Origin of the sequence: Actinoplanes sp. CA-252034, assembly GCF_050956125.1 — a bacterium.
Classification (GTDB): Bacteria; Actinomycetota; Actinomycetes; order Mycobacteriales; family Micromonosporaceae; genus Actinoplanes.
This window is the reverse complement of the sequence record NZ_CP191846.1, coordinates 9,251,156-9,270,538: the sequence shown is the minus strand read 5'-3', so window position 1 is coordinate 9,270,538 and position 19,383 is coordinate 9,251,156. Positions and strand designations below refer to the sequence as shown.

The 19,383-nt window shown below is 69.1% G+C and carries 20 protein-coding genes and 3 tRNA genes; 13 read left to right on the top strand and 10 right to left on the bottom strand.

From position 1 onward, the window contains the following. Window positions 1–30: 30 nt before the first annotated feature. Complete coding sequence (locus ACQPZW_RS41790) at window positions 31–480, top strand: YdeI/OmpD-associated family protein (RefSeq protein WP_433791564.1); 450 nt, start codon at window positions 31–33, stop codon at window positions 478–480. 66 nt (window positions 481–546) lie between these two features. Here ACQPZW_RS41790 and ACQPZW_RS41785 read toward each other — a convergent pair whose 3' ends face one another. Then, on the bottom strand, window positions 547–1,698 hold the full coding sequence (locus ACQPZW_RS41785; RefSeq protein ID WP_433791563.1) for a hypothetical protein: 1,152 nt from the start codon (window positions 1,696–1,698) through the stop codon (window positions 547–549). A 120-nt stretch (window positions 1,699–1,818) separates the two neighbouring features. Between ACQPZW_RS41785 and ACQPZW_RS41780 the strand changes: the two genes are divergently transcribed. Beyond that, window positions 1,819–2,463 (top strand): SemiSWEET transporter, encoded by a 645-nt coding sequence (locus tag ACQPZW_RS41780; RefSeq protein WP_433791562.1) that lies wholly within the window; start codon window positions 1,819–1,821, stop codon window positions 2,461–2,463. Between the two features lie 142 nt (window positions 2,464–2,605). Here ACQPZW_RS41780 and ACQPZW_RS41775 read toward each other — a convergent pair whose 3' ends face one another. The 6 genes from ACQPZW_RS41775 to cbiE all read right to left on the bottom strand — a co-directional run bounded on the left by ACQPZW_RS41775 (window position 2,606) and on the right by cbiE (window position 8,225). Then, window positions 2,606–3,343 carry an SDR family oxidoreductase gene (locus tag ACQPZW_RS41775; protein WP_433791561.1) on the bottom strand — a complete coding sequence of 246 codons (738 nt, stop codon included), beginning with the start codon at window positions 3,341–3,343 and terminating at the stop codon, window positions 2,606–2,608. A gap of 246 nt (window positions 3,344–3,589) precedes the next feature. Beyond that, complete coding sequence (locus tag ACQPZW_RS41770) at window positions 3,590–4,426, bottom strand: hypothetical protein (protein WP_433791560.1); 837 nt, start codon at window positions 4,424–4,426, stop codon at window positions 3,590–3,592. After that, entirely contained in the window at window positions 4,423–5,340 is a 918-nt protein-coding gene (locus ACQPZW_RS41765; protein WP_433791559.1) for a hypothetical protein, read from the bottom strand. Before ACQPZW_RS41765 ends, ACQPZW_RS41770 begins: the two co-directional genes overlap by 4 nt. A 53-nt stretch (window positions 5,341–5,393) precedes the next feature. Continuing rightward, on the bottom strand, window positions 5,394–6,119 hold the full coding sequence (locus tag ACQPZW_RS41760) for a cobalt-precorrin-6A reductase (protein WP_433791558.1): 726 nt from the start codon (window positions 6,117–6,119) through the stop codon (window positions 5,394–5,396). A gap of 163 nt (window positions 6,120–6,282) precedes the next feature. Further along, window positions 6,283–7,026 carry a precorrin-4 C(11)-methyltransferase gene (gene cobM / locus ACQPZW_RS41755; RefSeq protein ID WP_433791557.1) on the bottom strand — a complete coding sequence of 248 codons (744 nt, stop codon included), beginning with the start codon at window positions 7,024–7,026 and terminating at the stop codon, window positions 6,283–6,285. Then, complete coding sequence (gene cbiE / locus ACQPZW_RS41750) at window positions 7,023–8,225, bottom strand: precorrin-6y C5,15-methyltransferase (decarboxylating) subunit CbiE (RefSeq protein ID WP_433791556.1); 1,203 nt, start codon at window positions 8,223–8,225, stop codon at window positions 7,023–7,025. Before cbiE ends, cobM begins: the two co-directional genes overlap by 4 nt. Before the next feature lie 257 nt (window positions 8,226–8,482). On the opposite strand from cbiE, the gene ACQPZW_RS41745 reads away from it, so the two are divergent. From ACQPZW_RS41745 to ACQPZW_RS41715, 7 genes are all read left to right on the top strand, one after another. Beyond that, window positions 8,483–9,958, top strand: coding sequence for a ferredoxin reductase family protein (locus ACQPZW_RS41745; RefSeq protein WP_433791555.1), 1,476 nt, complete (start codon window positions 8,483–8,485; stop codon window positions 9,956–9,958). Between the two features lie 26 nt (window positions 9,959–9,984). After that, entirely contained in the window at window positions 9,985–10,506 is a 522-nt protein-coding gene (locus ACQPZW_RS41740; protein ID WP_433791554.1) for an FMN-binding protein, read from the top strand. Window positions 10,507–10,538: 32 nt separating this feature from the next. Beyond that, window positions 10,539–11,267, top strand: a complete 729-nt coding sequence (locus ACQPZW_RS41735) for an FAD:protein FMN transferase (protein WP_433797775.1) — start codon at window positions 10,539–10,541, stop codon at window positions 11,265–11,267. A 429-nt stretch (window positions 11,268–11,696) separates the two neighbouring features. After that, window positions 11,697–11,768, top strand: a tRNA-Gly gene (locus tag ACQPZW_RS41730). Between the two features lie 26 nt (window positions 11,769–11,794). Beyond that, window positions 11,795–11,865 (top strand) — tRNA-Cys (locus ACQPZW_RS41725). A 15-nt stretch (window positions 11,866–11,880) separates the two neighbouring features. Then, a tRNA-Val gene (locus ACQPZW_RS41720) sits at window positions 11,881–11,952 on the top strand. 380 nt (window positions 11,953–12,332) lie between these two features. Further along, window positions 12,333–12,782: a hypothetical protein gene (locus ACQPZW_RS41715; protein ID WP_433791553.1), complete on the top strand. Its 450-nt coding sequence runs from the start codon at window positions 12,333–12,335 to the stop codon at window positions 12,780–12,782. Window positions 12,783–12,912: 130 nt separating this feature from the next. Here ACQPZW_RS41715 and ACQPZW_RS41710 read toward each other — a convergent pair whose 3' ends face one another. Continuing rightward, window positions 12,913–13,134: a tyrosine-type recombinase/integrase gene (locus ACQPZW_RS41710; protein ID WP_433791552.1), complete on the bottom strand. Its 222-nt coding sequence runs from the start codon at window positions 13,132–13,134 to the stop codon at window positions 12,913–12,915. Window positions 13,135–13,368: 234 nt separating this feature from the next. On the opposite strand from ACQPZW_RS41710, the gene ACQPZW_RS41705 reads away from it, so the two are divergent. The 4 genes from ACQPZW_RS41705 (at window position 13,369) to ACQPZW_RS41690 (ending at window position 17,934) form a co-directional block, all read left to right on the top strand. Further along, entirely contained in the window at window positions 13,369–14,139 is a 771-nt protein-coding gene (locus tag ACQPZW_RS41705; protein ID WP_433791551.1) for a hypothetical protein, read from the top strand. Window positions 14,140–14,313: 174 nt separating this feature from the next. Further along, window positions 14,314–14,718 (top strand): contact-dependent growth inhibition system immunity protein, encoded by a 405-nt coding sequence (locus ACQPZW_RS41700; protein WP_433791550.1) that lies wholly within the window; start codon window positions 14,314–14,316, stop codon window positions 14,716–14,718. A gap of 644 nt (window positions 14,719–15,362) precedes the next feature. After that, complete coding sequence (locus ACQPZW_RS41695) at window positions 15,363–16,436, top strand: IS110 family transposase (RefSeq protein WP_433791549.1); 1,074 nt, start codon at window positions 15,363–15,365, stop codon at window positions 16,434–16,436. Between the two features lie 637 nt (window positions 16,437–17,073). Further along, a complete protein-coding gene (locus tag ACQPZW_RS41690; RefSeq protein WP_433791548.1) occupies window positions 17,074–17,934 on the top strand; it encodes a DUF4240 domain-containing protein in 861 nt (286 codons plus the stop codon). A gap of 580 nt (window positions 17,935–18,514) precedes the next feature. On the opposite strand, the gene ACQPZW_RS41685 is transcribed toward ACQPZW_RS41690, so the two are convergent. Together ACQPZW_RS41685 and ACQPZW_RS41680 are read right to left on the bottom strand one after the other, a co-directional pair. Beyond that, the gene (locus ACQPZW_RS41685) at window positions 18,515–18,928 is read right to left on the bottom strand and encodes a PIN domain-containing protein (protein ID WP_433791547.1); all 414 of its coding nucleotides are present in this window, start codon (window positions 18,926–18,928) and stop codon (window positions 18,515–18,517) included. Next, on the bottom strand, window positions 18,925–19,146 hold the full coding sequence (locus ACQPZW_RS41680) for a type II toxin-antitoxin system VapB family antitoxin (RefSeq protein ID WP_239164851.1): 222 nt from the start codon (window positions 19,144–19,146) through the stop codon (window positions 18,925–18,927). Before ACQPZW_RS41680 ends, ACQPZW_RS41685 begins: the two co-directional genes overlap by 4 nt. Window positions 19,147–19,383: the final 237 nt, after the last annotated feature.

The following is a 19,383-nucleotide window of genomic DNA, read 5'->3' as shown; positions in this document are numbered from 1 at the left end:
CGGGCCCCCTGGTTGGCTATCGTCTCGGTCATGGAACACCGGGGTGAGTTGGAGAAGACCGGGGGGACCACCACCGGGTTTCGGATTCCCGACGCGTTCGTGACCGCGCTCGGGGGCGGCGGACGGCCCAAGGTGGTGGTGCGGGTCGGCGAGTTCGAGTTCCGGTCCTCCATCGCGCGGATGGGTGGGGAGTACTGGCTCGGGGTCAGCGCCGATCGCCGGGCCGCCGGTGGGCTCGAGGGTGGACACGTCTACGACCTCGTGATCGAGTTGGATGACGCTCCCCGTACCGTCGAGGTGCCCGAAGATCTCGCCGCGGCCCTGGCCGCCGCGCCGGAGGCCAGAGCCTTCTGGGAGTCGATCTCCTTCAGCAATCAGCGGTGGCACGTCGATCAGTTGACGTCGGCGAAGACGGCCGAGACACGAGCCCGGCGACTCGCCAAATCCCTCGAGCTGCTGGGAGCCGGAAAGGCCCGCTGACCGTCACCGTGGGCGGTGGGGATCCCGGGTCGAGCACCGTGGGCGCTGGGCGATCTCCGGTGACCGTCACCGTGGGCGGTAGGCGATCTCCGGGTCGAGCACCGTCACCCAGGACGGGCGGTAACGGGGCAGGCGGGCGTCCATCTCCTCCTGGAGGTTGGTCCGCCAGGGACCGGAGACGCCGTCGTCGTGCCACCAGGACGGCCACGAGTCGTAGCGACGTTCCACCTGCACGCCGGACGGGCTGGTCTCCACCCGCAGGAACAGCCACCGACCATACCGCGGATCGGACTCCGCCCGGCGCAGCGCCCGGACCAGCTCGGTGAGCCGCCGGAAGGCGGTGTAACGCTCCTCGCCGGGCCGGTCGGCCGGTGGGCGCTCGCCGGGCTGCGCGCTGAAACTCGTGGCGTCCGCGTAGGCCAGCAGCGAGCACCGGCCGTCGGCCTGCGGCGCCCGATCCTGCAACCAGCCCACCAGCGTGTCCAGCTCGTCCGTGACCGGAGGAGCCGGCCGGGACAACTCCGGTGAATCCTGCATGGCCGACCAGACCAGCCGGTCGTGCTCGCCCTGACTGAGCCGGCGGACCCGGCGCATCGGCGGCCGCCGGCCGGGCTGGATCCGCGGCGCGGCGCTCCCCGCCACCAGACCACCCCGGGCGGCCGCCGTCATGGCCGCCGCCAGGTCGGGCTCCGGCTCGATCAGCAGATGGCTGAAGTGCGTGGGCGAGACCTCGGTACGCACCGCGGCGTTCAGCAGCCGCTCGGCCGCCGCCCGCGGGCCGAACCGGCTCAGCGCGACGATCGTGCGATCCCCCGTCGACAGCGGCCGGGTCAGGCCGGTCATCCCGTCCTCACGGGCGCCGCGGTAACGGACCCGCGACCAGCGGCCGCTCTCGTGCCAGACGACGAAGCCGAGCCGATCACCCTCGGCGAGCGGGGCCAGCGTGGCCCACGGGAGCCAGTCGGGGGCGCCGGTGAGCGGGTCGGCCGGCGGATCGTCCCCACCGGCGGCGCTGTGCTCCGCATGATGGCCGTAGAGCACCGCGCGACGGCCGTCGAGCAGCGCGAACCGCGCCCAGCTCCCGTCCTGCAGATTCCGGTTCGCCCCACGGTCGTCGATCGACCATTCAGTGCGGCCGAGGGCGGCATGGGTGGCGCCCAATATCGCCCAACGGGTCCAGAGCAGTCCGGGCGCGGGCAGGTCCACGTCGGTCAGCATCTGTCCACTGTGCCAAATGGGGAGGGGTCCCCGGCACCCCCGGGTGCCGGTTCGGAGCGACCGGTAGCGATCCGGGTGCGGGGGGTCAGCGACAGCCGTACCGACCCGAACGGACCGGCGATGCTTATCCACGTCTTCGGCCTTCTCGGCGCCGCCCTGTCCATGTCCATCGCCTGGCCGCAGGTCTATCGGTCGTGCGTCCGCCGCCGCACCGGCGGCCTCTCCGCCACCGCCTGCATGCTGAGCGTCGCCATGCCGCTGGGCTGGATCACCTACGGGCTGTTGATCGGAGACCGCTTCCAGGTCGTCACGAACACCGTCAGCGCCTCGACCGGGCTCGCCATCCTGATCGCGCTGCTCGCCACCCGGCCCGGCACCCGCGCCGTCCGCCCGCTGCTGGCCAGCGCCGGCGCCGCGGCCGGGGTGCTGATCGTGGTGCTGGGCACCGCCGCCTCCGCGGCACTGCCGCAGGTCACCGGCCACCGGGCGGCCGCGATGCTGGGAACCGCACTGGCCGCGGTGTCGTTCGTCTCGGCGGTGCCACAGCCGCTGGCCCTGCTCCGCGACCGTCACCAGGACATCTCCGGCCTGTCACCGGTGCGGTGGGTGCTGGCCGCCTCCGCCTGCGGGTCGTGGCTGGCGTACGGCATCGGGGTCGGGCAGCCGGCCGTCTGGGCGTCGGCGCTGATCGGGCTGACCAGTGCGCTCACCGTCTGCGCGGTCCTGTTCGCCCGCCGGAGCGCCCTCACCCCGGCGACGGCCTGACGGCCACTCCCACCCGGATTGCGGGGTCGCCCGGTGGACTCGCGCCGGGTCCCTACGATGCGAGTCTGATGGGCTCCGCAGCCGGGCCGGTGATCGTGGGCGGTCCGGCTGCGGTCTCCTCATCGGTTGCCGTCGGCGGGCCTCAGCGGCGGCGACCGGCCAGCCAGGTGTCCAGCGTGGTCGGTGCGAGATACGCCGAAGGGCCCGCGACCAGGGCGTCGAGCGGGATGTCGGCCCCGAAGAACGGCCGGTCGCCGCTGGTCACCCGAAGACCGGGAGCGGCCAGCCGGCGGCCGATCTCGTCGAGAGCCAGAGCCTCCGGGCCGGCCACCTCCACCGTTCCGCCCACCGGGTCCGACTCGGCGATCACAGCGAGCCGCTCCACCAGGTCGGACAGGGCGATCGGCTGCACCCGAACCGGGGCCAGCGCGACCTCGTCGTCCCGGGTGTTGGCCTGCAGAATGGTGTCCAGGAACTCGAAGAACTGGGCGGCCCGCACGATCGTGTACGGCACGCCGCCGGAACGGACCGCCACCTCCTGGGCCAGCTTCGCCCGGTAGTAGGCCAGGTCCGAGGCCCGCTCCAAGCCGATGATCGACAGGACCACGTGGTGCCGGACCCCGGCCTTGGCCCCGGCGTTGGTCAGATTCTCCGAGGAGACCCGGAAGAACTCGGTGGCCTCCGCCTCGTCAGCTGTCGGTGCGTTGGTGACGTCGATCACGACGTCGGTGCCGGTCAGCACCTGTTCCAGGCCGTCGCCGGTGAAAGCGTTCACGCCGGTCGACGGCGAGGCCGGCACCGCCTCGTGGCCGCGAGACCGCAGGGCCTCCACCAGCAGTCGTCCGGTCTGCCCCGTGCCGCCTGCCACAACGATCCGCATGTCGGCTCCCTCGCCTGTTCGGTTCGGCCGGTCGTGATCCGGCCATGGACTTCACAACAGGGACGAGACAGCGCCGCGGAATGTGACGGGGCCAGCGGCGACGAAGTCCACTGTGTGCGGCGGCCGGGGTGGTCGAGTTCCTTTTGCGCGGCGGCCGGGGCGGTCGTTCCTTCTGTGCGGCGGCGGGGCGATCGAGTTCCTTCTGTGCGGCGGCGGCGGCTGCGGCGGCCGGACGGTCGAGGGAGTTCATTGGGTGCGGCGGCCGTGCAGTCGAGGGAGCTCACTCTGTGCGGCGGCCAGCCAGTCGAGGGCGTATTCCAAGTCGATCGCGGCCGCCCGGCGACGGTGCGAGCGATGATCGCGGGCCGCGGTGGCGCATGCCTCGATCCGGCGGCGGAACGCCGCATAACGGTAGTGGTCGTCGATCGGCGCCGGGCCGTCGACGGTGGCGCGGTCCCACCGGCGGCGCAGGCGCTTCAGCACGGCGACGGCGAGCAGCGCCGTCCAGAGGGCGATGACCGCGGTCAGGGCCAACACCAGCGGATCCGTCACCGAGACGGCGCCGCCGAGAGGCGCGTTCGTCAGAGCCGCGCTGGTCGGTGACACGTTCGTCTGAGCGGCGCTGGTCGCTGACACATTTGTCTGAGCGGCGCTGGTCGCTGACACATTTGTCTGAGCGGCGCTGGTCGCTGACACGTTCGTCTGAGCGGTGCTGGTCGGTGAGGCGTTCGGTGGAGTCGTGCCGGCGGGCGCCGCGTCCGCCGGTACCACGCCGGTCGGCAGCAGACTCGCCGGGATGCCGGTGGCCGACAGCGTCGCCGCCGTCAGCAGGCCGGTCGCCGTGCCGAGCAGGACCGCGGACAGGTCGGCGGGGCGGTGGTCCCGACCGTGCCGGCCGGCCGCTGCCCGCACCCGGCGGCGAGCCTGGCCCAGGCGGGCGAAGATCACCCGGTCCGGCCGGTCGGCCGACCAGTCCCGGCTCTGTGCGTCGGTGATCAGGGCGTCGAGGTCGCGATCGATGACCGAGGGGCGCGGCCGGGCCTCCCCGGAGAACGGGTCCTCACGCACCAGGGATCGCGTCACAGGCCGTCCTTCCGCAGGTCGCCGAGGTGGCGCTCGACACAGTCGACGGCCTGGCACAGCAACTGGTCGGCATGGGCCAGGCGGCGGACCACCGGATCGGTGCGAATGGCCCGGCGCAACTCGGGCGCGCTCCAGCTCCCGGCGCCGACCTGTCGCAGCGCGGCCGAGACGAGACGCACTCGGGCCCGAAGTAGCCGGTCCGGCACAGCGGCCAGACGATTCTCCGCCAGAGCCGAGACACCCGCCAGAGCCGAGACACCCGGCGGAGCTGCGGCATCCGGCGGACCCGCTGTACCCGGTGGCGACGAGGGCTGCGAGGCGAACGGTGTGGGAGTGGCCGGTCGTGCGGAGGACGGCGAAGGGGCAGCCGCGGCGGGCTGTGACGGAGGAGTCGGCAAGGCGAACGGCGACGGTGGCGAGGGCAGCGGTGTCCGCGTGGCCGGTGGGCTCGCCGGCGACCGAGGCGAGGTGCCGGGCGGTGGGGACAGCCGTGAAGGGGCGCCCGCGGGAGCGCTCGCGGTGGATGGTCGCGAGTGGACCGGGACGCGGGCGAGGCGGTGGCGGCCGAGCAGCGTGTAGACGTGCCGGCCGGCCCAGGGGAGTGCCGCGAACGTGATCAGCAGCGCGGTGCCGGCGACGGTGAGGGTGCCGGTGGTGCCGAGACCGAGCGCGCCGGCGAGCGTCGCCGAACCCGCCACCACCAGGAACGTCACGATCGTCACGGCGAGCACCCGGGTCGGGGCGGCAAGCACCCCGGCGGCTTCGGTGAGCGCGCCGTCGAGGGCGGTCAGGCGGGCCGTCGCCGAGCGGAGCCAGACCTGGCCGGCGTCGCCCGCATCACCGATCTCGGTGAGTCCGTCGGTCACCAGCGCGCGGATCGCCGCGAGCTCGGCGGACAGCGCGCGTGCGGACATGAGTCGAGCGTTGCACCGTGACGGGCGTCACGCAGCTCCCGAACTGTCGTGTTTCAGCGGCCCAGCGTTCGTAACCAGGACACCGCGGCGTCCGCTGTGGACACCGTCGGGGCGTCGGGCGCTGGTGGACGATCCACCATGAGGACCGGAAGGCGCAGCTCGCGGGCGGCGACCAGCTTCGCGTCGGAGCCGCCGCTGTCCTTGGTGACGAGCACGTCGACGCGGTGCCGGGTGATCAGCTCCCGTTCGCCCGCGACGGTGAACGGTCCCCGATCGAGCAGCACCTCCAGGTGCCGCGGGATCGTTCCGGTGGGGGCTTCCACGGAGCGGGCCAGAAACCAGCATCCGTCGATTCCGGCGAAATGCGCGATGCCCTGCCGCCCGGTGGTCAGGAACACCCGCCGCCCCAGGCGGGGCAGCATTCCGGCCGCCTCCGGCAGCGACGCGACGCGATGCCACTCGTCGCCCGGCCCGGCGGTCCAGCCGGGCCTTCGCAGGATCAGCAGTGGTACGCCCGAAGCCCCGCACGCCGCGGCCGCGTTACCGCTGATCGCCGCCGCGAACGGATGGGTCGCGTCGACGACGGCGTCGATCCGTTCGTCCCGCAGATACCGGGTCAGCCCGTCCACCCCGCCGAACCCGCCGATCCGCATCTCACCGGCCGGCCGTAGCGGATCGCTGGTGCGCCCGGCCAACGACGTGATCACCCCGAACTCGCCGGCGATCATCCCGGCCAGCCGCCGTGCCTCGGTGGTCCCCCCGAGCAGCAGCACCTTCACACGGCCACCGCTAGGGTCGTGGTCCCGGCCGGGATCGTGGCCACCGCTCGGATCGTGGCCCTGGTCGGGCTCGGGGTCACCGTCAGGGTCGCGGCCACCGCTCGGATCGCGGGCAACGCCCGGATCGTGGTGTTCGGTGTGGGCAAGGCGGCTGGTGGCGGCGTCATGGGCGGCAGCGGTCGGCCGAGTACAGGTGGCTGTCCGGGAACTGGCCGGCGGTCAGGGCCGCCCCGACGACGATCACCGCGGTACGGCGTACCCCCGCATCGTGGACCTTGCCCGCGATGTCGGCGAGCGTTCCGCGGAGGATGAGCTCGTCGGGCCGTGAGGCCCGGGCCACCACGGCGACCGGGCAGTCCGCGCCGTAGACGGCGGTGAGCTCGCCGGCGACCGCGTCGATCCGCTGGACGGCGAGGTGCAGGACCATGGTGGCCCGGCTGGCGCCGAGGGTGGCCAGGTCCTCGCCGGGTGGCATGGCGGTGGCCCGTTCGGCGGTGCGGGTGAGGATGACCGTCTGCGCGACCCCGGGGACGGTTAGCTCCCGGCTCAGCGAGGCGGCGGCGGCCGCGAACGCGGGCACACCGGGGGTGACGTCGTAGGGGACCCCGGCCGCGTCGAGGCGCCGCATCTGTTCGGCGACGGCGCTGAACACCGACGGGTCGCCGGAGTGCAACCGTGCCACGTCCTTGCCGGCCCCGTGGGCGTCGACCATCTCGGCGATGATCTCGTCGAGCGTCAGATTCGCGGTATCGATCTTGCGAGCGCCGGGCGGGCACGCGTCCAGCAGCTCGGCCGGAACGAGGCTGCCGGCGTAGAGGCAGACCGGCGCGGCCGCGATCAGCCGATGCCCGCGCAGCGTGATCAGGTCGGCGGCGCCCGGGCCGGCACCGATGAAGTGGACGGTCACCGGGTCACCGCCCAGATGGTGACGGGCATGGACGAGCGCCATCCGGTGAAGCCGCCGACCGGGGAGCCGCGCTGCACGGAGATCCGGGTGAGCTCACCGCCGTGTTTCGCGTAGGCGGCGGCCACGACGGCCTCCGACTCGACAGTGACCGCGTTCGCCACGAGCCGCCCACCGGGGCGCAGCGCGGTGAGGCAGCGGTCCAGGACGCCGTCGCGGGTCAATCCGCCTCCAATGAAGATCGTGTCCGGCTGGGGGAGCCCGTCGAGGGCCTCGGGGGCGCGGCCGTGCGCCACGCGGAGCGCGGGTACGCCCAGCGCGGCCGCGTTCGCGGTGATCGTGGCGATCCGCTCGGCCGACGACTCGATGGCGATCGCCCGGCACGACGGGTGGCCGCGCATCCATTCGATGCCGATGCTGCCGGACCCGGCCCCGACGTCCCACAGCAGCTCGCCGGGCGCGGGGGCGAGCGCGGCCAGGGTGACCGCCCGGACCTCGCGCTTGGTCAACTGCCCGTCGGTCTCATACCAGGAGTCGGGGAGGCCGGAGGTGACGGGAAGGGTGGGTCCGTCACCGCACTCGATCGCGACGACGTTGAGCGGGTCGCCGGCCGGGAACGCCCACGAGTCGGCGGCGCCGGCGAGCACGCGCTCGTCGCCGCCCAGCTGCTCCAGGACGGTCACCGTCGCCGAGCCGTGGCCGCGGGCGGTGAGCAGCGCCGCGACCCCCGCGGGGGTGTGCGCGCCGGCGGACAGCACCAGGATGCGACGGCCGGGATTGATCACCCGGTTCAGGGTCTCCACCTCAGCGGTGACCAGGCTCACCACGTCGGTGGTCGCGAGATCCCAGCCCAGGCGGGCCGCGGCCAGCGACACCGACGACGGATGCGGGATCACGGTGATCGCCGAGGGGCCCAGGACGCGGGCCAGGGTGGTGCCGATCCCGTGGAACATCGGGTCGCCGCTGGCCAGCACGCACACCCGGTGGCCGCGCTCGGCTTCGAGCAGGCCGGGCAGGGCCGGGAGCAGTGGAGACGGCCACGGGACGCGCCGTGCGGGGACGTCGGCGGGCAGCAGCGCGAGCTGCCGGGAGCCGCCGAGCACCACCTCCGCGGCGGCCAGCGCGCCCTGTGCCGTGGCGGAGAGGCCCGGCCAGCCGCCGGCGCCGATGCCGACCACGGTGACCGGTTGTGCGGAGCTCATGCGGAGAACCTAACCTCTGGGATTTTTCCGATTGCGTTGAGCCAACTCGGCGTGACGCGCGTACCCAACCATGACGGCCCTTCCGCGCACGGGTCGTCACGTCGGCCGCATGGGGTGGCAGGCGCCGTGAGACGACTGCTGAGCAGGTGAGGACGTTGACAATTCCGGCTTTCCGGGATCAACGCGAGCTTCCCGACGACGATGGGTACTTCTCCAGCCTTCGGACTGATAACCGTCCGAGCTGGGACAACCCTTCCATGCCGGCCTGGCCGCAGGAGCAGCAGCCCCAGTACGGCCAGCCCTACTCCCAGCCCGACAACTACCGTCGTGGCGACATCACCGAGCCGTCGCTCACCGACCCGACCGGCTGGAAGGCCGGCACCGGCGTCCCGGTCGTCGACGAGCGCCCGCCGGGCGAGTCGACCAGCGGCAACCGGCTCCTGACCGTCCTGCTGTTCTTCTCCGGCCTGGCCACCAGCGTCGCGCTGTGGCTGTTCAACACCCAGGCCGGCGCGATCAGCAACGACGCCACCCTGATGATCGCCGCCGGGCGCGTGACCGGCCTGATCGGCGGCTACCTGCTCTTCATGCAGCTGCTGATGATGAGCCGGGTCTCCTGGCTGGAGGAGTGGGTCGGCTCCCGCGACCTGCTGCGCTGGCACCGCTGGCTGGGCACCTCACTGCTGACCTTCGTGGTCGCGCACATCGTCTTCATCGTGTACGGCTACGCGCTCACCGCCGGCACCGGTGTGGTCGACCAGGGCTGGACCGTGATCACCACGTTCCCGGAGATGATCAGCGCGACCATCGCCACCGGCCTGCTGGCGTTCATCGCCCTGATCTCCATCCGGGCCGTCCGCAACGTGCTCAACTACGAGCTCTGGCACCTGATCCACCTGACCAGCTACGCCGTGCTGCTGCTCGGCTACGGCCACCAGATCGCCGCGGGCGCCGACATGAGCGGTAGGTTCGCCTCGGTGTTCTGGCCGGCTCTGGGCTGCATCACGATCGCCGCCCTCTTCTGGGGCCGCATCGTCGAGCCGCTGTGGCTCAACGCCCGGCACCGGTTCACCGTGGCCGAGGTGGTCGGCGAGGGCGCCAACACGTTCTCGATCTACATCGAGGGCAAGCGGCTCGACAAGCTCCCGGTGCAGGCCGGCCAGTTCATGCGCTGGCGGTTCCTGACCGCCAACGGCTGGTGGCAGTCGCACCCGTTCTCGCTGTCGGCGGCCCCGAACCCGCAGTGGCTGCGGCTCACCGTCACCATCGCCGGCGGCCACACCCGCAAGCTGGCCACGATGCGCCCCGGCACGCCGATCTGGGCGGAGGGGCCGTTCGGGACGTTCACCGCCGAACGGCGTACCCGCCGACGTGCTCTTCTCATCGCCGGCGGCAGCGGCATCGCCCCGATCCGGGCCCTGCTCGAGGACATGCCGGCCGACACCATCGTGATCTACCGGGCCAGCCGCCCCGACGAGCTCGTCTTCCGCTCCGAGCTGGAGGAGCTGGCCGAGGAGCGGGACGCCTGGGTGCGCTACATCGTCGGCGGCCGAAACGACCCCGGCCCGCGCCGGCTGTTCACCCCGGACGGGCTGCGCGGCCTGGTCCCCGACGTGAACCGCCGCGACGTCTACCTGTGCGGCCCGCCCGGACTGGTGAACGCGGCTGTCGACACGCTCAAGATGCTCGACGTGCCGGACAGCCAGCTCCATCTCGACCCGTTCGAGTTCTGACCCCTACCTGACTGGGAGTTTCCGAGATGCGACGCAGTACCGCAGCAGCCGTCGGCACCCTCACCGGCGCGGCCCTGATCCTCGGGGTCCGCCTGAGCGTGCAGCCCCCGGCCGTCCCGGTGGCGGCCTCCCAGGATGGGGCCGTCAACGAGGAGCCGGAGATCGACGGCGCGGGCGCCGAGGAGACCGCCGCCCCCGAGACCTCCAAGAAGCCGTCCGGCAACAAGAAGACCACCCCTCCCGCCGAGGGCGGCGACACCGAGGAGGCCGGTCTCAAGGCCGGCACCTACAAGGGCAAGGCCGTGCAGCACACGTACGGCACGGTCCAGGTCACCATCAAGGTCGCCGGTGGCAAGGTCACCAGCGCGAACGCGACCTACCCGACCGAGGGCTTCAGCGGCACGATCAACCCGAACGCGGTGAAGAGCCTCAACGCCTCCGCGCTCAAGGCGCAGAGCGCCGACGTCGACGCGGTCTCCGGCGCCACGCTCACCACCGGCGCCTACAAGTCGTCCCTGCAGGCGGCGCTGGACAAGGCAGGCGCGTAGGGTCCAGGTTCGTGCGGCACGTCGAAGAGGTCATGGGTACGGTCGTCAGCATCGAACTGGCCGACGATCTGCCCGAGTCCCGGCTCTCGTCCCTCGTCGACGAGACCTGCGCCTGGTTGCACGAGGTCGACGCCCGGTTCAGCACCTACCGGGACGACAGCGAGGTGTGCCGGTTCCGCCGCGGTGAGATCCGGCTGGAGGACTGCTCCGACGACCTGCGCCTGGTCCTGGACCGCTGTGCCGACCTGTGGCGCGACACCGGCGGCTACTTCGACGCCTACGCGGGCGGGCAGCTCGACCCGTCCGGATACGTCAAGGGCTGGTCCGTCGAGGTCGCGTCCGAGCGCCTCGCCGCGGCCGGGTCACAGCGGCACTACATCGGCGCAGGCGGCGACATCCGGATGCGTGGCAGCGGCCCCGGCGGACGGCCCTGGCGGGTCGGCGTCCGCCACCCGTGGGAGGCCGACAAACTGGCCTGGGTGCTCAACGTCACCGATGGCGCGGTGGCGACCTCCGGGACGTACGAGCGCGGCGCCCACGTCTGGAACCCGGTCGACGGCGCCCCGGCGGCCGGCCTGCGGTCGGTCACCGTCGTCGGCCCCGACCTGGCCGTCGCCGACGCTTGGGCGACCGCGGCCCTCGCCATGGGCGAACCGGGCCTGGCCTGGCTCGCCGGACTGGCCGACAAGGGTTACGAATCCGCGGCCGTCACCGACGACGGGCGGGCCTTCACGTCGTCCGGCCTCCCCATAGCCGTCTGACGCTCGGCCGTCTGACGCTCGGCCGTCTGACGCTCGGCCGTCTGACGCTCGGCCGGCGTTCGACAGGCCGGCGATCGGCCGTGTCGATCGGTCCGCGTCCCCTGTTCTGATCAACGGCTCCCGGGTTCCCGGTGACCACCGCATCAGCCCGGCGCGCGCGTTTCGGCCGGGAGTGGCCGGTGTCATGCGGGGACAGCCACGGTGCTCATTCGTGGCCGTACCTCATGCGGGTCGTGGTTTTTCGGCTCCGGGCCATGGGGCGACCGTGAGCCCGCCCGGACGATCTCCACCGGCGTGGCGGGCGGCACCGTCCTGTTCCAGGTACCAGACGGTGATCTCCACGCCGCGACACGCGGGGACCCCGGTTTGGCGTGGGGTCGGGGGACCAGATAAAGTTCTGTCGTCGCCGGGGAAACTCGGAGGAGACAAGCGGAAGTGGCGCAGTGGTAGCGCATCACCTTGCCAAGGTGAGGGTCGCGGGTTCGAATCCCGTCTTCCGCTCGGAGAGGCCTTTTCGAGGTCAGCTCGGTGGAGTGGCCGAGAGGCGAGGCAACGGCCTGCAAAGCCGTGTACACGGGTTCAAATCCCGTCTCCACCTCGCTTGAGGTTATGCGGGCGATTGGCGCAGCGGGAGCGCGCTTCCTTGACACGGAAGAGGTCACTGGTTCGATCCCAGTATCGCCCACAAGGACTCGTTATCGAACCGGATGCCCGTTTTGGGGATCCGGTTCGATTTGTATCTATGGCTATGACCTGCGATTATGCGCACGGCTCGGCGGTTCTTGTCCCACTATGGTCTCGCCCAGTCTGCCCCCCAGCGCGGGAGCCGCTGCCGGTCGTCAGCGCGATCGTGTGCTGGTTCGAGGTGAACTGAGCGAGCGCAGGCCAAGCTCAGCGCCGTACTCGGCGCCCCGCGCCGGAGCAACAGTCTGCAACGATAGTGCCCGGCTCCGCGCCTTATCGGCGGCAGATCAGTGCCTTCGAGGGAACATCCACGTGGCATGGATGCGCTAGGAAGGTGCTGTGGTTCTGCCCAAACCTTCCCAGCGACATCCTGGTCGTCGAATGCAGACGTGGCCCAGGCAGGTCGGCCTACTCCTTGGCGGGATCGGCACCCTGCTGGGAGCAAATCTGCTGCTGTCGAACCTGTTCGGCGCGACTGGGGCGGAGACAGCCCGCGGCGAGTTGCTCCATGTAGAGGCACCGCAGGTTATCCGCGAATTGGAGGCTACGAACCTGGATCCGGGCAATCCGGGACCGGCCTCGGCAGCATGGCTCGCCAGCCGTTTCGAGAGCAACGGCGGCACTGTCATCCGTTCATCGAGCGCGCCGGGCAGGCCGGCCTCCGCGTCATTGGACGTCCTCCTGATGCGCACCGCCCAGGGCCATGCATTGGGTCAACCGACCGAACCCGAATCCGTGGCCATCTGCTTACGGTTCGAAACCGCCGAACTTGCTGCCTGGGGCAGCGTGTCCGACGTCCGCACCACCTTCCACGAAATTGACTGTTCGTAGTCGGAAAGGCCGACGGCTGCGCCGGGAGATCAATGCTGGTGTTTTTCACTCTCCGATCGGCTAGGCAGCCATGATCGGATTAGTAGCCTGCTCCTGGAACACCCTCTCATCGGCATGGTCGCGTCTTTGATCATGCCTCCGTTCCGGAGGCCATGAAGGCGGCGAGGATGCAGTTGGTGTGACGGTCGAGATTCTTGCGGGCGCGGTCGTAGCGGATGGTGGTGCGGGGGTCGGCGTGGCGGGCGACGATCTGGACGTCGCGGAGGCTGACGCCGGCGTCGAGCATGGTAGTGACGAAGGTGTGTCGCAGCTTGTGCGGGTGCATCTTTCGCCCAAGCCACAGCCGCGTCACGCTCGTTCAGCAGACGGCCGGCTCGGGCGGTCCCTGCGGACCGTCGACGAGGGATCCCCATGACTTGCACGCCTTCACCGCGGCAGGTAAGTGCGGCGTTGCCGGCGACCTTGGTCGGATACCGGTGCTGGCTCGATTTCGATCTTCGGCACATATTGCCACTTGACCGGCCGCGCGAACATAGGCAGCAAGACACCCACGGGCACGTTCTCACGAGGGTTGGGGAGCAAATTCATGATCGGTGAGGACCTGAAGCCCAAAGTTGAACCGCCACTGCCCAAGAGATTCGCGGCAATAGCACGGGTGGTTCAGGTCATCACGGTCTTCTGGTCCATCTACGTGTTCGGCGTGATCGCGGGCTTCGGTGGCCTCAGTCGAGAGTGGTTCTACGACAAGATGATTATCTCGCCACTCACCAACTTCTCCATCGCCATGGGTGCGACTATAGTCGCGATGTTTATTCTGCTGACCGCCCAAAGGCGAACAATCCGCTGGCGCCCGGGAAAGAAATTCTTCTCACCGTTGCTCGTCATGGCCGGGATGATCATCGTTTCTCTAGTTTTCGCGGGCGGATCTGTTGTCGTGATCTACCTTGAGTGGCTCTGGCTTAAATGGCTTGTGAATCAAGGGACTGCGGGCTGGCTAGCAGCACTGATGGTAATCGCTATGATCGTCCTAATCACAGTCATGGTCATATCAGAGCTGATCATTATCCTCATCTGGGCCGCCGTGGATTGCGTCCAGTATTGGTTCGGTAGCGCCGAAGTTCATCCTATGCTTCCTCCTACCGCCATGGTGATCTATGCCCTGGCGCAGACCGCACTGTACGTAGGGAAGGCTGCGAGTGGCGAATACGCTACTGCCGATCTGACCTCTCTCGTATACGTGGTCACATTCGGAGCGCCGGTATGTCTCGCTGTTGTTGCGTTCGTTCAGTTCATCCTGCTGAAGCAAGCAGGATTGAGGTTGGCCGACGGCGGGAAACATGAGGCCTCCAAGCCGTAATTCAGGCGCACTCTCATCGGCACGACAAGGCGTTGGGCAGGGCGCAACCGACCACCGGCGTGGCGGCGGCGTTCGAGCCGAGCGCGGACAGCGGCAGTTGAGTGCTTCGATTGTGAATTTCGGATCGATGCGAGGAAAGCCGTCAGTCACTCCCGACGTCGCTACTCTGGCCGGATGACGACGATCCAGCACATCGAAGGGCAGGATTGGGGCGATCCCTCAGGCGACGGCTCGTCCCTGATTCAACGCTGCACGCGATTACGGCGTAAGCCTCTGACGGACTTCACCGTCGAGGACCTTCGGGTCATGCTCGGGCAAGGGCTGGCAGTGTCTATCCTGCTACCCCTCGCCGTGGACGTCCTGGTGACCGACCCACTCGTCGAGGGCGACTACTACCCCGGCGATCTACTCGAAGAGGTCTTACGACTACCGCACTCGGCATGGGCCTCCATGCCGGAGCGGCGACAACAACTGGCGGCAGCGCTGGCAAACCTCGATCCGGTCGGAGCAGGACTACCTAAGACTTCTCACGACGCAGTCATGTCGCTCGTCCGCCAGCACGTGCCGCCTGCTCGGTAGCCGGCGTTCCGGCTACCTACGGATATTGCCGAAAGATCCGCGTGCTCGGACGGCGGCAGATCCGGACTTGGAGTCACCACCAGAGCCACTGGGCGTTGTGGCGATGTTGCTGGATGGTGGGGATCGTGTCGACGCTTCCGTTGCCGTGGTACTCCTGGATGGCATTTCGGCATGCGACACGGGCTGCCTGCCGTTCTCGACTGGTCCAGACATGCTCGATGAACCAGCGAGGTGGGCCACCGCCACCGACGAGCAGTCGCAGGCCGGTCCGCGGGTGATACGGACCGTCTTTGTCCGTGCGAGACATGGTTTCCCCTTTCGGGGCCGCGGGTGCGGCACCTAACGGGGATGGAATGCGGCGCTCAGTCCTGCGTGCCAGTCGACAATCATGACTCGCAGGATAGACCGAGCCATCCGCTCATCGGCATGTCCGCGAGCTGAGCCAACGAGCCGACCGTCACACCCCGTAGCGAACGATTCGCGGCATGTGAGATGACATGCATCGGCCGTCGCGGTCGGTGAGTTGAGTCGAGGTTTCACTCTTCAGGGGAATTGACTCCCAGGGAAAGCGGAGGCCTCCTCAGCTCAGACGCAGGTTTCCCTGTGTTGGACATCGATGGTCACGGAGCTTGAGGAGGTCCCTGATGTCGATCGTAGGCGGGTTGGACATCCATCGGAAGCAGTTGACATTCGACTGGGTCGACGACCAGAGCGGTAAATGGGAACGCGGCCGGATCGCCCCGGCCGACCGGCAGCACCTGGCCGACTGGCTGACCCGGTTCGACCCGGCCACGACCGGGCCGGTGGAGTTCGCGATGGAAGGCTGCACCGGCTGGCGCTACATCGCCGAGGAGATGGCCAAGGCCGGTGTGGTCGCGCACCTGGCCGAACCGGCCGACACGTCCGCGTTGCGTGGCCCGAAGCGGCGGGCCAAGACCGACAAGGCCGACGCGAAACTGCTCCGCGAGTTGCTTGCCGCGGGCCGACTGCCGGAGTGCCACATCCCGCCCGAACAGGCTCTGGAGTACCGGGCGATGCTCGAACTCTACCAGGATCTGCGGACGCAGCACACCGGTTGGACGCAGCGCATCCATTCGGTCTGCTTCCACCAGGGCACCACCGCGCCTGGCGAGGCCGGGATCGTCCGCGGAGATCGGGCCCGGCTGCGCGCCATCATCGACGACCAGTTGTCGATCTCCGGACGGCTGCAGGCCAACACCGCTCTGGCCATGATGGACGTCCTTGCCGACCATCTTGACCGGCTGCGCCGGCGGCTGCTGTCCAGCGCCCGGGGGTTGAAGGGCGCCCGGGCGTTGATGCAGGACATCTACGGCGTCGGACCGCTCAGCTCGCTCGCGCTGTGCGCCTGGCTCGGCGGCGCCGACCGGTTCTCGTCCTCGCGTAAAGCTGTCCGGTTCGTCGGCCTCGACATCACCGTGCACTCCTCCGACGGCAGACGCAGCCCCGGCCGACTGTCCCGCCAAGGTCCGGAGGTGCTGCGCTGGCTGCTGTTCGAGGCGGCCAAGACCTCCGCCCGCGCCTGCGCACCCGGCTACGGCTACTACAGCCAGGTCAAAGACCGCTACGACGCGAGCCGGGCCTGCCTGTCCCAGGCCCGCCGCATCGTCCGGCACGCCACCCACATCCTGACCGACCTCGGCGACGACGCCTTCACCGTTCTCGCCCAGCCCGCCGCGCCCACGACCATCGCCCGCTGAATCACACCGCGGATATCCCCGGGGCAGGACCGGCAGTCCGCCGTCACCGATGACGGGCACCGACTGCGGCCGGCTCCCTCGACTCACTGTCAGACCGCGCCACCACCGCCACCAGGCGATGACCGCGGACGGCCAATTGAGACTGAGCGGCCGCACCCCGGCAAGGGGCCACCCGATCAATCATCATGTCGCGGACACGAAGGTACGTCCGACGGCCACAGGTAAGTCTGGCTGCCACCTCGCCACCCATCCGCACGGCAACGCGAGCGAACAACACCGGACCCGAGGAGGGATCCCGACAACCCAGAACCGGCATCGATACCCCGACCACTCGCCCCGTCCTACCGGCGAGACGATCCATTACTGCCCGAACCACTCAAACAGCGACAAAAATCCTTCTGGACGACCGCGATTCATGCAGGTAAGGGCGTTTTGCCTCGGAGGGTTTCGCAGCCTTATGAGGCATGGTCCGTCACCGACCTCATGCACTTCTGCATCGCCCGCACACTCGACCGCCAACATTTAAGGGGAAGGCGCGTCGTCGAATCCGAGACACCTCTGGCGGGTCGGGTCGGCGAAGGATGGTGCGTCCGGCGTCGTCGCCTACGAGCGGGTTGGACACCGGCATACTGTTGCGGTGGAGGCCCATAAGTTCTGGCGGATCGTAGAGCAGGCGCGCGAGGATGCGGGCGCCGTAACGGGCCCGTTTGACGAAGCCGAAGTCGCCGAAGCTTTGATCACGCGGCTGACGGCATTGTCGCGCGACGAGATCCTCGATTTCGACGACCTCCTAGGCGATGTGACCGCGCAGCTTGACACACCGGCGGTGGCCATCGCGTGTCAACTCATCACCGGCTATATCTCCGACGACTTCTTCTCGTCCTTCAGGGCTGGACTCGTCGGTTTGGGGCGGGCGGCTGTAGAACATATCATCGCCGACGCCGACTCCCTGGCCGAGCACCCTGTCGTCATCGACATCGCCGCGGGGCGTTGTGAGCGATGGGCGCTCGATAGCGAAGACTTGCTGTTCGCGGCCTCGTCCGCGTATGCCCGAATCAGCGACGGCGACGAGGACGCCTTCTGGGAAGCGGTCAATGACCGCCGAGAGGCATCAAGATCTGGCGAGGTTCTGCGGCAGGACAGGAATCGTCGTCCCGACGACGTCGAGCCCGCCCTCGAGGGACTGCCGCACCTTTTGATGCTTCTGCCTCCTGGACGCTGGGCAGCCGAACCAAAACCGGCCAAGACGGCGCCGCCGGCTGATCCCCATGAACGATGCCCACTGTGCGGTGGTGGGTTGCCGGCGGCTTCGGTCGGATCGAGTAGCCGTCGCGATGACGGGACGATCCTGACGCGACAGTTTCGGCGGTGCCTGGATTGCTCGCGGGTGGTCGACCGCACCATGCACGCTGACGGTTGGGACGTGTGGCGCGAGACGGATCCCGTCGAAATAGATCAGAACATTAGCTTACGAGTTTTCCTGGATAATCACAGCTAATCCAATTTCAGGTGTAGGGCGCCCAACTACTTCCGAGGCACGGCGCCACGGCCGCCACTCTCGCCCATCCGCCGGAAATTCACGGCTCTTCGGAAATTTATCGCGCGTTCACAATGGCTGGGCCGGCCTCTTGTCATCAGCCCGAATGCACTCCACTCGGCACGACAGCGCGTTATGTCGACGGCGTACCCGTCGGCGCGGGGCTGTCGGGTAGCGGGTGGCGAGCGTGCTCGTCGCTGGTCGGGCGGGTACTTCGTTGATACAGGTATGCCGGGAACGAAGCGTCGTACGCCACCGGTGGTGGTGAGGGAGCCCAGGACGGCGCCTCTGTCGGAGGAGGACCGGCAGCAGGCGGTCGCCGCGCTTACCGTCATGATCGGCGAGTGGTGGTCGGGTGACCGTGGCCGGAGCGCCGTTGTCGATGGATTGGACCAGGACGGCGGCGCTTCGGCGGGTAGTGGCCGCTGAAACGGTCAGGGTGTGTGGTGCCGGCCGATAGCGGGACGATGGGGCCTTGAGCTGCGGGCATGCGGCTTGAATTCTGCCACGTGTGGTCCAACTATGGTTCTGATCCTCCGCGTCAAGGAAGGTTGAGGACCCGGCGTTCGGACAGGTCGGGCAGGTGTCGAGCTGCGGTGATGAAGTCGTTGTCGTCATGCAGGACCGTCAGGCCGCCGACGGCGGCGCAGGCACAGATCAAAAGATCCACGCAGGACAGTGCTCGGTGCGCGCCGGCTCGAAGCAGGCGGTACTGCGCTGAGTCCACCCATCGCCATGCGCTCTTGGGCACCGCGACGTCCGGATACAGATCGGCGAACATCGAGGTCATTTCTTCGTACTCGTCCAGTCCGTGAGCCGAGCGGCGGAACTCTGTGCGCTGCGGGCGGCACGATCCGATGGCGTGGTCCGAGATGACATCGGCCCAGGACTCGCGGAGTGCATCGTCGCGTAGGATCCGCCAGACCGCGGACGAGTCGATCAGATACCGAATCACTCTGCTGGCGTCTTGCTCGCGCGGTGCAGGTCCTGCCAGCCTTCGTAGTCCCAGCCCCGGGCGGCCGTCGCGTGATGATCGAGCGCCGCGATCCGCCGATGGCGGGCCGCGTACTCGCGTAGTGCCAGGTTGACCGTTTCCTTCTTGCTCTTGGCTCCGGACAGCCGCATCGCCTCGGCGAGGGCCTCATCATCCAGGTCGATTTGAGTGATGGCCATGTGCGCCCCCTTGTTGGTGATGTGTGGGTCTGTCAAACATTACCAACATTCCGCGGGCCGTGATGACTGCTCTCATCGCGTTGTCTCGTGACTGTGAGTCAGTTCGGCGACTTTCGCTCAAGACGGACTGGCAGCATGCCGGCCTTGTCGGCGGTATGAACAAGTCTGCGGTTGGGATGTACGTCGTTCGCGACGGCCGGGGATGCGTTACCGCTGCTGCTCTTGCACGGGTCGGCG